The 14,816-nt window shown below is 71.5% G+C and carries 11 protein-coding genes; 5 read left to right on the top strand and 6 right to left on the bottom strand.

Annotated features, from left to right (window positions below; translation table 11 throughout):
• Positions 1–314 precede the first annotated feature (314 nt).
• Both OG912_RS01435 and yicI read left to right on the top strand, forming a co-directional pair.
• Positions 315–3,188 carry a glycoside hydrolase family 3 C-terminal domain-containing protein gene (locus tag OG912_RS01435; protein ID WP_327707772.1) on the top strand — a complete coding sequence of 958 codons (2,874 nt, stop codon included), beginning with the start codon at positions 315–317 and terminating at the stop codon, positions 3,186–3,188.
• A gap of 67 nt (positions 3,189–3,255) precedes the next feature.
• Positions 3,256–5,535, top strand: coding sequence for an alpha-xylosidase (gene yicI / locus OG912_RS01430; RefSeq protein WP_327707771.1), 2,280 nt, complete (start codon positions 3,256–3,258; stop codon positions 5,533–5,535).
• Between the two features lie 61 nt (positions 5,536–5,596).
• On the opposite strand, the gene OG912_RS01425 is transcribed toward yicI, so the two are convergent.
• From OG912_RS01425 to OG912_RS01415, 3 genes are all read right to left on the bottom strand, one after another.
• Positions 5,597–6,133 carry a DUF4232 domain-containing protein gene (locus OG912_RS01425; RefSeq protein ID WP_327707770.1) on the bottom strand — a complete coding sequence of 179 codons (537 nt, stop codon included), beginning with the start codon at positions 6,131–6,133 and terminating at the stop codon, positions 5,597–5,599.
• Between the two features lie 226 nt (positions 6,134–6,359).
• A complete protein-coding gene (locus OG912_RS01420; protein WP_327707769.1) occupies positions 6,360–6,677 on the bottom strand; it encodes a hypothetical protein in 318 nt (105 codons plus the stop codon).
• A gap of 61 nt (positions 6,678–6,738) precedes the next feature.
• Positions 6,739–8,112 carry a cytochrome P450 gene (locus OG912_RS01415; protein ID WP_327707768.1) on the bottom strand — a complete coding sequence of 458 codons (1,374 nt, stop codon included), beginning with the start codon at positions 8,110–8,112 and terminating at the stop codon, positions 6,739–6,741.
• 229 nt (positions 8,113–8,341) lie between these two features.
• Between OG912_RS01415 and OG912_RS01410 the strand changes: the two genes are divergently transcribed.
• The 3 genes from OG912_RS01410 (at position 8,342) to OG912_RS01400 (ending at position 10,968) form a co-directional block, all read left to right on the top strand.
• Entirely contained in the window at positions 8,342–8,911 is a 570-nt protein-coding gene (locus OG912_RS01410) for a TetR/AcrR family transcriptional regulator (protein WP_327713314.1), read from the top strand.
• A 60-nt stretch (positions 8,912–8,971) separates the two neighbouring features.
• Complete coding sequence (locus OG912_RS01405; protein WP_327707767.1) at positions 8,972–10,156, top strand: GDSL-type esterase/lipase family protein; 1,185 nt, start codon at positions 8,972–8,974, stop codon at positions 10,154–10,156.
• 71 nt (positions 10,157–10,227) lie between these two features.
• A complete protein-coding gene (locus OG912_RS01400) occupies positions 10,228–10,968 on the top strand; it encodes a GNAT family N-acetyltransferase (RefSeq protein WP_327707766.1) in 741 nt (246 codons plus the stop codon).
• Here OG912_RS01400 and OG912_RS01395 read toward each other — a convergent pair.
• The 3 genes from OG912_RS01395 to OG912_RS01385 form a co-directional block, all read right to left on the bottom strand.
• Positions 10,947–12,575, bottom strand: coding sequence for an aspartate:alanine exchanger family transporter (locus tag OG912_RS01395; RefSeq protein WP_327707765.1), 1,629 nt, complete (start codon positions 12,573–12,575; stop codon positions 10,947–10,949). The two genes, OG912_RS01400 and OG912_RS01395, sit on opposite strands and share 22 nt — an antisense overlap.
• 89 nt (positions 12,576–12,664) lie before the next feature.
• Positions 12,665–13,489 carry a hypothetical protein gene (locus OG912_RS01390; RefSeq protein WP_327707764.1) on the bottom strand — a complete coding sequence of 275 codons (825 nt, stop codon included), beginning with the start codon at positions 13,487–13,489 and terminating at the stop codon, positions 12,665–12,667.
• Positions 13,489–14,763 carry a VWA domain-containing protein gene (locus OG912_RS01385; protein ID WP_327707763.1) on the bottom strand — a complete coding sequence of 425 codons (1,275 nt, stop codon included), beginning with the start codon at positions 14,761–14,763 and terminating at the stop codon, positions 13,489–13,491. Before OG912_RS01385 ends, OG912_RS01390 begins: the two co-directional genes overlap by 1 nt.
• Positions 14,764–14,816 lie beyond the last annotated feature (53 nt).

Genomic DNA, 14,816 nt, shown 5'->3' with positions numbered 1-14,816 from the left:
CGCCGTCCCGGGAAGATCAAGGGCGCCGGGGCGCCCCATCGAAGCTCTGTCGAAGCGCTTCGATGTTGCAGCGAGGTTAAGTGAAGGGCCCCGGCCGCACAAGAGTCCGTTTCCAGATTCCTCCGACCTGTTTCCGAACCGTTTCCTGGCGCATTAGGGGGTTGTCGCGTACGGAGGTCGAGGACGAGCCCTTGACATGCGCGGGGTTGGCCACCGAGCATCGAAGCGCTTCGAAAGATCTTCCGGGGCTCCTCAACCGCTCGTACGAGGCGCGGACACCGGAATACCTCCCACCTCTCCAAGGGGACCCGCACGTGACGGAACAACCGCAGCCCTTCCGCGACCCGCAGCTGCCCTTCGCCAAGCGCGTCGACGATCTGCTTCAGCGGCTCACGCTCGACGAGCGGATCGCGATGCTGCACCAGTTCGCGCCGGCGGTCGACCGGCTCGGGCTCGGCGCCTTCCGGACCGGTCAGGAAGCCCTGCACGGCGTGGCCTGGATGGGCCCGGCGACGGTGTTCCCGCAGGCCGTGGGGCTCGGCGCCACCTGGAACGGTGAACTGGTGCGCCGCGTCGGCGAGGCCGTCGGCAACGAGGTCCGCGCCAAGCGCGCCCAGGACGACCGCGTCGGCCTCAACGTCTGGGCCCCGACCGTCAATCTGCTGCGCAACCCGCTCTGGGGGCGCGGCGAGGAGGGGTACTCCGAGGACGCCGGGCTGACCTCCGCCATCGCGGTCGCGTACACCCGGGGACTGCGCGGCGACCACCCGCTCTACTGGCGGACCGCCCCCGTCCTCAAGCACTGGCTCGCCCACAACAACGAGACCGACCGCGACACCGCCTCCTCCTCGGTCCGCCCGCGGGTCCTGCACGAGTACGACCTCAGGGCCTTCCGTGATGCCGTGCAGGCGGGCGCGGTGGCCGGTGTGATGCCGGCGTACAACCTGGTCAACGGGCGGCCCAACCACGTATCGCCGCTCCTGTCCCAGCAGCTGCGCGCCTGGACCGACCGGTCCCTCGTGGTCTGCTCCGACGCCGGGGCGCCGTCCAACCTCGTCGACTCCGAGCACTACTTCGACACCCACGAGGAGGCAACGGCCGCATCCCTGCGCGCCGGTGTCGACAGCTTCACCGACCACGGCCAGGACTCCGCCATCATGACCGGCCGCATCCGCCGCGCCCTGGAGCGCGGGCTCCTCGACGAGCACGACATCGACACCGCCGTCCGACGGCTCCTCGAACTGCGCTTCTCGCTCGGCGAGTTCGACCCCGAGCTCGACCCGTACGCGAACACCGACGCCTTCGACACCGAAGACCACCGGGCGCTCGCCCTGGAGGCCGCCGAACAGGCCGTCGTGCTGCTCAAGAACGACGGCCTGCTGCCGCTCGACCCTGCCGCAGGCAAGACCGTCGCCGTCGTCGGCCTCCTCGCGGACGCCTGCAAGCTCGACTGGTACAGCGGCACGCTCATCCACCGCTCCACCCCGCTCGACGGACTGCGGGAACGCTTCGGCGCCGAGCACATCGTCCACGCGGAGGGCGTCGACCTGGTCCGGCTGAAGTGCGCGGACGGCTGGCTGCAGATTCCCGCGGCGGACGAGAGCCGGGAGACGGTGCGCGGCGCGGAAGGCGCCCTCGACCCGGCACTGCTCGCAGGACGCACCGACCTGCCGCCGCTGACCTGCGGCGACACCCCGTCGGAGCTGGCCCTCGTGGACTGGGGCAACGGCGTGATCACGCTGCGGGAACCGGCCGGACGCTACCTCTCGGTCGCCGAGGACGGCTTCGTACGCGCCTCCGCCGACGAGCCGGGCGGCTGGATCGTCCAGGAGACGTTCCGCTGGGAGGCGGTGGAGGGTCATGAGGGCGGTCACCGCCTTCTGCACGTGGGAACGGGTAGGTATGTCTCTGTTGCCGCCGACGGCGTAAAGGTTGCCGCCGCCGGCGAAGAAGTTTCCGGCTCCGGCCGGGCCGCCGGAACGGTCTTCGAGCTGGAGGTCACCGAGCGCGGCGAGGACGCCGTCGCCCGTGCGGCAGCCGACGCCGACGTCGTCATCGTGGTCGCCGGAAACGACGCGCACATCAACGGCCGCGAGACCGAGGACCGCACCACCCTCGACCTCCCCGCCCAGCAGGAACGCCTCTGGCGCGCCGCCCACGCCGCCAACCCGCGCACCGTGCTCGCGGTCACCTCCGCCTACCCGTACGCCCTCACCGACGCGGCGGCCACGCTCCCCGCACTGCTGTGGACCGCACACGGCGGCCAGGCCGCCGGAACGGCGCTCGCCCGCGTCCTGGCCGGCGACGTCTCCCCGGCCGGCCGGCTCCCGCAGACCTGGTACACCTCCGACGCGGAGCTGCCCGGCCTGCTGGACTACGACATCATCGGCTCGCGCCAGACCTACCTCTACTACGAGGGCGCCCCGCTCTACCCGTTCGGCCACGGCCTCTCGTACAGCGCGTTCACCTACAGTGCCCTGAGCGCCGAGCGCGACGGAGACCTGCTGCGGGTGTCGCTGACCGTCACCAACACCGGTGCCGTCGCAGCGGACGAGGTCGCCCAGCTGTACGTGCGCGCGGTGGCGCCGTCCGTCGTCCGGCCGCTGCGCCAGCTGGCCGGCCACCGCAGGCTGCACCTGTCGCCCGGCGCCGCCGAGCGCGTCGACCTCATCGTCCCCGTTGCCGAGCTCGGCCACTGGGACGTGGCGCACGGCCGCTGGACCGTCGACCCGGGCGCGTACGAGATCCAGGCAGGCGCCTCCAGCGCGGACATCCGGCTCATCACCGTCGTCACCGTCGACGGCGACCCGACCGCACCCCGCCCCGTCCTGGCGCGCGGTCTGGACGCGGCCGACTACGACGAGCAGCTGGGCACCGAGATCGTCGACCGCGCGAAGACGGACGGCGACGCGGTCACCGCCGTCGCCGATACCAACGAACTCCTCTACCGCCGCTGCGACTTCGCAACCGGAGCAAGCGGTGTCGAGGTGTCCGCAGCGGGGGAGGGAGCCGTACTGATCACCGTCGACGGCACCACGGTCACCGTCCCGGTCGCCGCCACCGACGGACCGTACGACTACCGCACCGTCCAGGCCGGGCTGAACGCCTCCGGCACCGGAGACCTGCGCGTCACCCTGCGCGGCACGGTGCGCCTCGCCCGTATCGCCTTCACCGGGAACGGCGAGTGAACCGGACCGCTCCGCGCACCCTTCTCCCTGTCCCTCCCCCTCCAGTTGCCCCCGGCAAGGAGTCCGCATGAAGTTCACCGACGGCTTCTGGCTCATGCGTGAGGGCGTACGCGCCTCCTACGCGACCGAGATCCGCGATCTGCACGTCGGCGACGGCCGGTTCACCGCCTACGCGTCGGTCAAGCACGTCGCCGAGCGCGGCGACACGCTCAACTCCCCGCTCATCACGGTCGAGTGCTTCTCCCCGGCCGAGGGAATCATCGGCGTGCGCACCACCCACCACGCCGGCACCGTCCACCGCGGACCCGACTTCGTCCTCCCCGGCCTCGACGCGGCGGCCGCCGGGGCCCGTACCCGGCGGGACGGCGCGGTCACCGAACTGACCAGCGGCCCGCTGACCCTGCGCATGGACGGCGACGGCCCCTGGGGTCTGACCTTCCTCGACGCCGACGGCCGGCGCCTCACCGGCGTCGACACCAAGGGCACCGCCTTCGCCACCACGCCGGACGGTGCCCACCACATGCTGGCCCAACTCGCCCTGGACGTCGGCGAGAACGTCTACGGCCTCGGCGAGCGCTTCACGCCGTACGTCAAGAACGGCCAGACCGTCGACATCTGGCAGGCGGACGGCGGCACCAGCAGCGAACTGGCCTACAAGAACATCCCGTTCTACCTCTCCTCGCGCGGCTACGGCGTCTTCGTCAACCACCCCGGCAAGGTCTCCTTCGAGGTCGGCTCGGAGTCGGTCGGCCAGGTGCAGTTCAGCGTCGAGGACCAGTCGCTGGAGTACTACATCGTCGCCGGACCGACGCCCAAGGAGGTGCTGGCCCGCTACACCGCGCTCACCGGCCGCCCCGCCCTCCCGCCGGCCTGGTCCTTCGGCCTCTGGCTCACCACCTCCTTCTGCACCTCGTACGACGAGGAGACCGTCACCTCCTTCGTCGACGGCATGGCCGAGCGCGACATCCCGCTCTCCGTCTTCCACTTCGACTGCTTCTGGATGCGCGAGTACCAGTGGTCGGACTTCCTCTGGGACCCCGAGGTCTTCCCCGACCCGGAGGGCATGCTGGCCCGGCTCAAGGAACGCGGCCTGCGGATCAGCATGTGGATCAACCCGTACATCGCCCAGAAGTCCGCCCTGTTCGCGGAGGGCGCCGAACTCGGCTACCTGGTGCGCCGGCCCAACGGCAACATCTGGCAGTGGGACCTGTGGCAGCCCGGCATGGCCCTGGTCGACTTCACCAACCCCGCCGCATGCGAGTGGTACAACAGCAAGCTCCGGGTCCTGCTCGACCAGGGCGTCGACTGCTTCAAGACGGACTTCGGCGAGCGCATCCCCACCGACGTCGTCTGGCACGACGGCTCCGACCCGGAGCGCATGCACAACTACTACGCGCAGATCTACAACCGCACGGTCTTCGAACTCCTGGAGAAGCAGCGCGGCCATGGCGAAGCGGTGCTCTTCGCCCGCTCGGCGACGGCCGGCGGCCAGCAGTTCCCGGTGCACTGGGGCGGCGACTGCTTCGCCTCGTTCACCGCGATGGCGGAGTCGCTGCGCGGCGGCCTCTCGCTGAGCCTGTCCGGGTTCGGCTTCTGGAGCCATGACATCGGCGGCTTCGAGGGCACACCCGACCCGGCGGTCTTCAAGCGCTGGCTCGCCTTCGGCCTGATGTCCTCGCACAGCCGGCTGCACGGCAACGTGTCCTACCGGGTGCCGTGGGCGTTCGGCGAGGAGGCGGTGGACGTCGCCCGGAAGTTCACCCTGCTCAAGCACCGGCTGATGCCGTACCTGTACGGGGCGGCCGCCACCGCCCACCGCACGGGCGTCCCGATGATGCGCCCCATGCTGCTGGAGTTCCCCGGCGACCCGACGACCCGGATGCTGGACCGCCAGTACATGCTCGGACCGGACCTGCTGGTCGCGCCCGTCTTCACGGAGGACGGGCAGGTCGAGTACTACGTCCCCGAGGGCACCTGGACCGTCCTGCTGACCGGCGAGACCGTCACCGGGCCGGTCTGGCGCCACGAGACCCACGGTTTCGACAGCCTGCCGATCCTGGTGCGCCCCGGCGCGGTGCTTCCCTGGGGTGCGGACGACCAGCGCCCCGACAGCGACTGGCTGGACGGGCTCACGCTGCGGGTCTTCGGCGGGGCCTCCGCGGCATCCACCGGCGACGTCACGTCCGTCACGGTGCCGGACCTGACGGGAGCGACCGCCGCCGCGTTCCGGATCGTGCGGGACGGGGAAAGTGTGACCGTCACCGCCGAGGGAACGGACCGCCCTTACCGCGTGGTCGCGGAGACGACGGGAGCCACGGGGGAGGGGACGGGCACGGTGACGCTGTAGCGCGTCCGCAGGGCGGGGACCCACGGCCGTTTCACGGCTCCGGGTCCCCGCCTCCGTACGGTCAGTGCGTCGCGCGGGCCAGCGCCCGGTCCGCCGCGCCCCGCGACGTGTGCCACAGCGTGGTCACCGGCTCCCACACCCGGATCCCGCGGTCCATACCCACCGCCGCCGCGCCGAAGGTGACCCCGTAGTGCGCGGGATCAGCCGCCACGGACAGGCTGCGGACGACATGTCCCTGGCGGGTGCCGCGCTCCGCCGTGCGCACGGCGGCGTAACCCCGCTCGCCCGGCGAGAGCACGTAGGAGCCGCTCGTGGCGGGCGGGACGGGCTGGGCGGAGCCGTCGAGGCCCCGGAACGTGATCGTCGGGATGCGGTCCACGACGCAGGTGCGGCCGCCCCGGTTGGTGACGGCGATCCGCGCCACGTTGTGCTGCTTGCCGGGCGATGCGGAGATCCGCAGCGCCTTCTCCTGGCAGTGGGCCGGGCGGCCCGACGACCCGGTGGTGGCCGCGCCGGCGGTGGCCGACGCGCCGGTGGCGGTCAGGGCCAGGGCGGCCGCCGCGGTGAGGGCGGCGGTGAGAGCGGAACTCGGACGCATGAGGTGTCTCCCCTTGGATCGACAGCCTGCGGTCGGGACCTCTGGCCATGGCCAGAGGGCACCGGTGGCCAGTACGGCCGACAGGAACATTCTGAACGGTATGCCTGATTCATGGCGATAGATCGGATATATCGGTTCAGTATCTGTCGAGCATGCGATGGGGTCCGTGGTCGCGCCCCGGCCCGCAGGCCGCCCTGAAGGGTGGCCTGCTGGCCGGGAGTGCACGTCAGTCGCCGATCTCGGCGAACGTGATCGTGACCGGCGTCTGCTGGATGCCGGTGTTGCCTGCCTGGAACACATGACCGAGGAACGCCGAGTCGGAGACCGTGTTGTCGCTGATGGTCTGGGTCGCGGTCGTGCCGTCGCCATTGCCGTTACCGCCGTCGCCGTCCCGCGGCCGTGCCGGCCAGGCCGACGATCGCGATGACCGCGAGCGCGGGAAGTGCGAGAGCGGTACGCATGCGCATGGTTGCTGTCCTTGGCTGCGGGGGGTGTGGTTGCTGCTCGGCCGGCAAAGCGACCTGACGGCAGGAACCGCGACCATGCACCCGTACCTTGGCGCGCCGCTCCTGCTCCGGTCAGGGATCCGGATCCCGCCCCATCAGCTAGCCCTGCCGCGCCCGGACCGTGGCCATCACCTCGCGGTCCGGCTGCAGCGTCAGCGTCGGCACCGGATTGACCGTACCCGGGTCGACATCCAGCTCGAAGCGCCGCGCGAGCACCGCCAGGATCAGTACCGCCTCGACCATCGCGAACCGCGTGCCCAGACAGACCCGGGGGCCGCCGCCGAACGGGAACCAGGCGTACTCCGCGATCTCGTCGCCCGCCTCCGCGTCCCAGCGCTCCGGACGGAACTCCTCAGGCTCGGGAAACCACCGCTCGTCCCGGTGCGTGGCCCACTGGCTGCTCCACACCCTGGTGCCCTCCGGGATCGGCAGCCCGCCGATCCGGGCGCCCTCCTTCGCGACCCCGGTCACCAGCCAGATCGTGGGGTAGAGCCGCAGTGTCTCCTTGACCACCGCCTGGGCGTACGGGAGCTGTGCGTAGTCGTCGAACCCCGGTTCGCGATCGCCGAGCACCCGGTCCAGCTCCTCGGCCAGTGCGGCCCGCGTGCCGGGGTTGCGGGACAGGAGGTACCAGGCCCACACCAGCGTCGAACTGGTCGTCTCGTGGCCGCCGATGTACAGCGTGACCGTCTCGTCGCGGATCTCCTTGTCCGTGAGCCGCGCCCCCGTCTCGTCGACGGCGGTGAGCAGCCGGCTGAGCAGGTCCGGGCGTTCGTCCCCGCCGTCGCGGTGCCGGGCGACGACCCGGCCCACCTCGGCGTCGATGACCGCGGCGGCCTTCTTGATCCTGGCCCTTCCCGGGGTGGGCACCCAGTCCGGCAGCAGTGCGCCGATCCCTGCGAACTCCTTGCCGATCTCCGCCTGCGCCACGTCCATGGCGCGGCCCATCGAATCGGCGTCGGCGGGGGTGTCGACACCGAAGATCGTGCGGACGGCGATCTTCTGTGTCAGCGCCGCCATCTCCCGCTTGATGTCGATGCGTTCACCGCCCGACCAGGTGTCGGCGAGTTCCACCGTGCTGCCCGCCATGGTCGCCGCGTACGACCGCACCTGCTTGGGCCGTACGGACGGCTGCACGAGCGACCGCTTGCGCCGCCAGTCGCTGCCGCGCGCCACCACGATGCCGTTGCCCATCACGGTACGGAAGGCGATGCCGAGCGCCGGCTGGTCGAAGGTGCGTTCCGTCTCGGTGAGCAGTTCGCCGATGCACTCCGGATCGGCTATGAACAGGCAGGAGTTGGGGCCGAAGCGCCACCGGACCATGTCGCCGTGGCTGCGCAGCCGCTCGAAGAACGCGAGGGGGTTCTTGCCGAACTGCGGCATGTTCCCGAGGAAGGGGAGCCCCTTCGGGCCCGGGGCGATCCTGTGGCCGCGCGGCTCGGCATCGACGGCCGGGCCGGTCTCCGTGGACATGAAAGGTCTCCGCTCTGACGGTCCGGCCGGGCTGGGTGGCGCGTCACCGGCCTTGTGGAGTACGTGAGTTGTCGAGAGTAGCCGGGACGTGTGGCGGGTGGCGGGGCGGCCCTGTGACGTGATCGCCAAGGCGAACCCGACCTTGCCGATCAGCCTAGGAGTGGATCCCATTTGCCTAAAACCATTAGGTAAATGCACCATGGGTGATGTCGAGAATGAGGAGAAGGCGATGGTGCGTGCAGGACTGACCCCGGACCGCCTGGCGCAGGCCGGTGCCGAGCTGGCCGACGAGGTCGGCTTCGAGCAGGTGACCGTGTCGGCTCTCGCCCGGCGGTTCGACGTCAAGGTCGCGAGCCTGTACTCGCATCTGAAGAACTCCCACGACCTCAGGACCAGAATCGCCCTGCTCGCCCTGGAGGAGCTCGCCGACCGTGGTGCGGCCGCCCTGGCGGGCCGGGCCGGCAAGGACGCGCTGAGCGCCTTCGCGAACGTCTACCGCGACTACGCCCGGGAACACCCCGGCCGTTATGCCGCAGCCCAGTTCAAGCTCGACCCGGAGGCGGCCGCCGCCAGTGCCGGCGGCCGGCACGCCCGGATGACGCGGGCGATCCTGCGCGGCTACGACCTGACGGAACCGGACCAGACGCACGCGGTCCGGCTGCTGGGCAGCGTCTTCCACGGCTACGTCAGCCTGGAGATGCAGGGGGGTTTCAGCCACAGCGCCCCCGACTCGCAGGAGTCCTGGACACGCGTTGTGGACGCCTTGGACGCCCTGCTGCGGAACTGGCCCGCACCCTGACGTTCCGCGCCACCTGCGCACCACCGACGACCACCCCCCCACCGAGTAGCAGGCAGAGACATGGACACCGGACCCGAACTGATCACCACGCCCCTCTCCGCCGGCCTCGTGCGCGGCGCCCTGGACCTGGAGCGGACCGAGCGCGGCCTGCGCCCGCACCGGCTGCCCGCCCGCGCCCGCGCACAGTGCGCCGACGGCCAGCTGGCCATGGCGGAGGCCCAGCCCTCCGGCGTACGGCTGGTGTTCCGCACCGGGGCCGACATCATCGAGCTGGACGCCCTGCGCACCAAGACGGAGTACACGGGCGCCCCGCCCCGCCCCGACGGTGTGTACGACCTCGTCGTCGACGGCCGTCTCGCCGGACAGGCCGACGCGAGCGGCGGCAACGTCCTCATGGTCGACATGACCACCGGCTCCGTCGACGTCCGGCCCGGCCCGGTGGGCACCGTCCGGTTCGACGGTCTGGGCGAGGACGCCAAGGACGTCGAGCTCTGGCTGCCGTACAACGAGAGCACCGAACTCGTCGCGCTGCGCACCGACGCCCCCATCGAGCCCGCCCCGGACCGCGGGCGACGGGTGTGGCTGCACCACGGCAGCTCGATCAGCCACGGTTCGGACGCGGCGAGCCCCTCCACCACCTGGCCGGCCCTCGCCGCCTCCCTCGGCGGCGTGGAACTCATCAACCTGGGCCTGGGCGGCAGCGCCCTGCTCGACCCGTTCACCGCCCGCGCGATGCGCGACACCCCCGCGGACCTGATCAGCGTCAAGATCGGGATCAACCTCGTCAACGCCGACGTGATGCGCCTGCGTGCCTTCGCCCCGGCGGTGCACGGCTTCCTCGACACCATCCGCGAGGGACATCCGGACACCCCGTTGCTGGTCGTCTCGCCCATCCTGTGCCCCATTCACGAGGACACCCCGGGCCCCAGTGCCCCGGACTTCTCCGGCCTTGCCGAGGGCAGGCTCCGGTTCACAGCGATGGGCGATCCGGCGGAACGGGCGGCCGGGAAGCTGACGCTCAACGTCATCCGGGACGAACTGAGCCGCCTCGTGACACAGCGCTCGGCCGACGATCCGCACCTGTACTACGTCGACGGCCGCAGCCTCTACGGCGAGAAGGACTTGGCCGAACTGCCGCTGCCGGACGCGCTCCACCCGGACGCGGCGACCCACCGTCGCATGGGCAAGCGCTTCGCCGGCCTTGCCTTTACCGGCGACGGACCGTTTGCCGCGGACAGCGTCTGAGCGCGGCGCCCCCACGCGGCGTCCCGGAAAAGCAGGAGGAGTTCACCGCCGCCCGATGGCAGGATCCGGCCATGAACACCGATCCCCTCATGGCACGCGCCCGCCTCCTGTGGGAGTCGCTGGCCGGGGTGCCCGTCTCGTTCGCGTCGGCCGGCGGTCCGACGGTGGTCACGGCCCCCGCGTCGGCCCTGGCACCGCCGGGATGGGTGGGCACCGTGCTCCTGGGCGACGCGGCCATCGTCACCGCGCCCACGGACGACGTGGCGCACGCCGTCCGCCGTGCCCTGGCCGGTGTCCCCACCCCGTCGTTCACCGATCCCGGTGCGGTCGCCGGGGCGTGGCCGGTCGCCGAGGTGCTCGGGCCCGCCACCCTCGCCTATCTGTCCGCCGGCGACTTCGCCCCGTCACGACCGGGAAGCGTCGAGGTCGACCGTCTGCCCGCAGGCCATGGAGATCTTCTCCGGCTGCTCGCTTCGGTGAGCGAGGAGGACGCGGGGGAGTGCGGCCTCGACGAGATCACCTCTCCGGTGTTCGTCGTACGGCACGGGGACGCAGTCGTCGCGGCGGCGGGGTACCGGGACTGGCCGGGGGACACCGCCCACCTGTGCGTGCTGACGGCACCTCATGTGCGGGGCCGGGGACTGGCCCGGCAGGTGGCCTCCGCCGCGACCGCGCAGGCCCTCGCAGCCGGCCGGCTGCCGCAGTGGCGGGCGCGGCCGGCGGCGTCGCGCAGCGTGGCCAGGGCGTTGGGCTTTCGTGAGCTGGGCTCCCAGTTGAGCGCCCGCGGGGCTCAGAGCCCGACGATCAGCTGAATGCAGACGATCTTGACCAGGATGGCCAGCGCGAACAGCGTCGAGTACCCGTTGTTGACACGGCTGTCGCTGACCCGGCTGTTGGCGTACGCGGTGATCGCCGGGTTGCCCACGTACCCGGACAGCAGGCCCATCGTCCGCTCCCTGCTCTGCCCGAGAGCCTTCGCGATCAGCACCATCAGCGTGTAGCTGACCACCGCGCCGATCACCAGTACGGCCACCAGCTTCAGGCCGAACAGGGAGAACGCGTTCTGGCGGAAGGAGTAGCCGGAGGTGAGGCCGACGACCGCGAGGAACAGCAGCAGCCCGATCTGGCGCAGCGTGAGGTTCGCCCGGGTCGGCAGGGTCCAGACCAGAGGGCCGGTGCGTCGGCGCCAGCCCAGGATCATGCCCATCACCAGCGGACCGGCGCCCGTCCCGAGGGCGAGGGTGGTGGAGCCGAAGGTGACGGAGGGGATGGCGATCAGGAAGCCGAGCGTGAGCCCGAGCCCGAGGCTCACCGCGCTCACCTCGCTGACCTTCGCCTCGGTGTCACCGAGGTACGTGGAGACCTCGGTGATCCGTTCGCGCGGCATCACCACGCGTACCCGGTCATCGAGCTGGAGCACGAGGTCGTCGTGGGCGAGCATGTCGACGTCGCCGCGACGGACCCGGCTGACCGCCGCGCCGTACCGCTCGCCCAGACCGAGCTCGGCGATCGTGTGGCCGGCGAGTGCCGGGTTCGTGAGCAGGACCCGGCGGTAGTCGACCGTCCGCCGGTTGTCGAGGAGATGGACGGGGGCGGTCGAGCCCAGCCGCTCGGTCGCGACGCGTACGTCGTCCTCGCCGCCGACCAGCACGATGAGGTCACCGGGGCGCAGCCGGTCCAGGCCGCGCGCCACCTGGACGTCGCCGCCCTCGGGGCGGTACTCGCTGGCCAGCACCCGGTGGTCCGCGACGCCCGGCACCTCGTTCCACTCCGTCTCGTGGTCCACCTGGACCGTACGGGTGACGAGGACGGGCGGCAGCCCGGAGTCGGGGTCGCGGCGTGCCACCCAGCGGCGGCGGGCGGCGATCGCGGAGACGAACAGGATGGTGATGACCACGGCGAGCGGATAGCCGATCGCGTACCCGACCGCGGGCTGTGCCGGATCGGCCGAGGCCTCCTGAGCGGCGGCCAGGCCCGGTGTGGTGGTGCCGATGCCCGCGTAGCCGCCGGCCAGGAACGGTCCGCTGATGCCGAAGCCGCTGTGCCCCACGTAGCCGACCACGACCGCGGTGAGCGCGAGCGCCACCACCGCACCGGCCATCACCGGCAGCTGGCTGCGCAGTTCACGGAAGAACGCGGGCCCCGACTCCAGCCCGACGGTGTACACGTACAGGGCCAGACCCAGCGCCGAGACACCGGCGGGGACGGCGGGCGCGATGTCCTTGTCCAGTGCGCCGACCAGCAGGCCGACGAACAGGACACCGGCCGCGCCGAGTTTCACCGGGCCGAACCGGACCATTCCGAGCAGCGAGCCGACGGTGATGACGGCGAACACGGCCACCCAGGGATTGTCCGCGAAGAACTGCCACACGGGGTGGGCCTCCCGTAGCGAGGAGCTGGCCGATCCTGACTGGGCCATGATCTTCGAGGCGACGGGGGGCTGCCACTCGGTGGCATCCGGCCACGCGTCGGGCAGGCCGGTCAGCCGGCCTGCCCGACAGTGGGCCGTCAGACGCCCGGCGGGACCCTGGACGGGCGGCCGCTGCCGCGCGTCAGCGAGTAGCCGAAGACGGCCGCGAACGCGCCCAGCACTCCGCCGCCGACCGTCCACAGCCAGCGGTCGGTCCACCAGCCGGAGGACCAGCCGTCCTCCGGTTCGCCGGCCACGGCGACCGGGGCCGCCGAGGCTCCGTCGGCGGCCTGCTCGACCGTGGACACGCCAGGGACCAGCGGCTTGGAGAGGCTGCCGTCGACATCGGCCGCGCCACCCTTGTCGGCCGCCGTGACCCGGACCTCTGTCTGCACCGGCAGTCCGAGGTCCGCCGAGGGCAGGTCGACGACCGTGAGGCGGACGTAGTAGCTGCCGGGCAGCGGGTCGTTGGCCCACGGTTCGGACCAGGCCCTGACCGTACGCAGGACACAGGTGAGTTCGACCGTGGCGGCGTCGGCCGCGACCTTGCCGGTCTGCTTCCCGTACATGCAGGCCTGGCGGCGGCGCAGCCCGTCGTACACGTCCACCTGCCAGGTCGAGTCGCCGTGGCGGGCGGTGTTCTCCGGCAGGGTGACCTTCGCCTTGACCGTGGCACGCTGTCCGGCGTCGGAGGGGAAGACCCAGTACAGGTAGTCCCCGGTGGAGGCGCCGGCGGTGGCGAGCTGGTCCTGCTGGAGCGCCGTGGCGGTACGGAAGGTGGTGCCCGCCTCCGTGGGCCCCGAGCCCTCGGCGGAGGCGCTCGGGCTCGGCGAGGGGTCGTCCGCGACGGCGGCACCCGCCCCGGTCAGCAGGGCGAGACCGGTCAGCAGCGTGCCGGCGAGCACGCGTCTCGTACGGAACATCAGTGGGTCCTCCAGACGGCGAAGCGCCAGCGCGAGATCCAGCCGGTCAGCAGGCCCGCGATCAGTCCGGTCAGGACGAGCACGCCCAGCAGCCACCAGCCGTGGCCGAGGCCGAACGCCGCGGCGTCGGCCGCCGCGTCGGGGGCGTCCACCAGGTCGATCGTCAGCTCGACCGGCATGCCGGGAGAGGTCTTCACCGAGGCGGGGGCGGAGAAGGAGTTGGACACTTGGAGACAGACGGTCTCCGCGGCCGGCTTGACGTCGTCGTCCGTGTCCTGTTCGGGCTTCGGGTAGCGCAGCCCGGAGGAGATCGCGTCGGTGCGACCGGTGCCGGACTCCGCGCCTCTGACGATCTCGCGGCCGTGCACGGTCACCGCACGCAGCAGCATGCCGTAGTCGTTGTTGACGGCGCGGTCGGCGAACACGCTTACCGACGCGCGCAGTTCCTGGCCGGGCAGCACGTCGACCCGGTACCAGCGGTGCTCCGCGAACTTCTCGCGGTCGGTGTAGAGACCGGGCTTGAGCTGCGGGGCGTTCGTGCAGCTGTCCGTGCCCTTCGTGGCGACCGGGGTGACGACGGGTTCGGCCGCCCGGTCCACCAACTGCTTCACGCGGCCGGAGAGTTCATCGGTGTGCTGGACGGCGGTGTACGTGCCGCCGGTGGCCTCCGCGATGCAGGTGAGCTGCTGGCGGATCTTCGCGTTCGGCACCAGGCCGAGGGTGTCGATGACCAGGTGGATGCCGCGCGCCGCGATGTCACGGGCGACCTCGCACGGGTCGAGCGGACCGCAGGTGTCCTCGCCGTCGCTGATCAGCACGATCCGGCGGGTGGAGTCGCCGCCCTCCAGATCGTCGGCGGCACCCAGCAGAGCCGGCCCGATCGGGGTCCAGCCGGTGGGCGCCAGCGTGGCGACCGCGGTCTTGGCCTCGGTGCGGTCCAGCGGGCCGACCGGGTAGAGCTGCTTGGTGTCCTTGCAGCCGACCTTCCGGTCGTCGCCCGGATAGTCGGCACCGAGCGTCCGGATGCCGAGCTGCACCTGCTCGGGCACCGCGTCCAGGACCTCGTTGAACGCCTGCTTCGCGGCGGTCATCCGGGACTGGCCGTCGATGTCACGGGTCCGCATGGAGCCACTGACGTCGAGCACCAGCTCGACCTTGGGGGAGGCTTGGGTGGGGGGTTCATCGGCCGAGGCGGGGAGCGCCGAGCCGAGCCCGGCGGTCAGGGTGGCGAGCAGAATGCCCACCCCGACCGTCAGCCTTCTTCTTATGATCATCGCCGGATAGTAGTGAACATCAGTTCGCTATCCAAAACGGCCGGTGACCGTCG

This window comes from Streptomyces sp. NBC_00464 (assembly GCF_036013915.1).
Taxonomy (GTDB): domain Bacteria; phylum Actinomycetota; class Actinomycetes; order Streptomycetales; family Streptomycetaceae; genus Streptomyces.
This window is presented reverse-complemented; position numbering and strand designations above follow the sequence as displayed.

Bases quoted from the DNA above. Each gene is read 5' to 3' on its own strand.
- OG912_RS01410 (WP_327713314.1), top strand. From the start codon at position 8,342: ATGGTGCGTGCAGGACTGACCCCGGACCGCCTGGCGCAGGCCGGTGCC.
- OG912_RS01405 (WP_327707767.1), top strand. From the start codon at position 8,972: ATGGACACCGGACCCGAACTGATCACCACGCCCCTCTCCGCCGGCCTC.
- OG912_RS01385 (WP_327707763.1), bottom strand. From the start codon at position 14,763: ATGATCATAAGAAGAAGGCTGACGGTCGGGGTGGGCATTCTGCTCGCC.
- OG912_RS01415 (WP_327707768.1), bottom strand. From the start codon at position 8,112: ATGTCCACGGAGACCGGCCCGGCCGTCGATGCCGAGCCGCGCGGCCAC.
- OG912_RS01420 (WP_327707769.1), bottom strand. From the start codon at position 6,677: ATGGTCGCGGTTCCTGCCGTCAGGTCGCTTTGCCGGCCGAGCAGCAAC.
- OG912_RS01400 (WP_327707766.1), top strand. From the start codon at position 10,228: ATGAACACCGATCCCCTCATGGCACGCGCCCGCCTCCTGTGGGAGTCG.
- yicI (WP_327707771.1), top strand. From the start codon at position 3,256: ATGAAGTTCACCGACGGCTTCTGGCTCATGCGTGAGGGCGTACGCGCC.
- OG912_RS01390 (WP_327707764.1), bottom strand. From the start codon at position 13,489: ATGTTCCGTACGAGACGCGTGCTCGCCGGCACGCTGCTGACCGGTCTC.
- OG912_RS01395 (WP_327707765.1), bottom strand. From the start codon at position 12,575: ATGGCCCAGTCAGGATCGGCCAGCTCCTCGCTACGGGAGGCCCACCCC.
- OG912_RS01425 (WP_327707770.1), bottom strand. From the start codon at position 6,133: ATGCGTCCGAGTTCCGCTCTCACCGCCGCCCTCACCGCGGCGGCCGCC.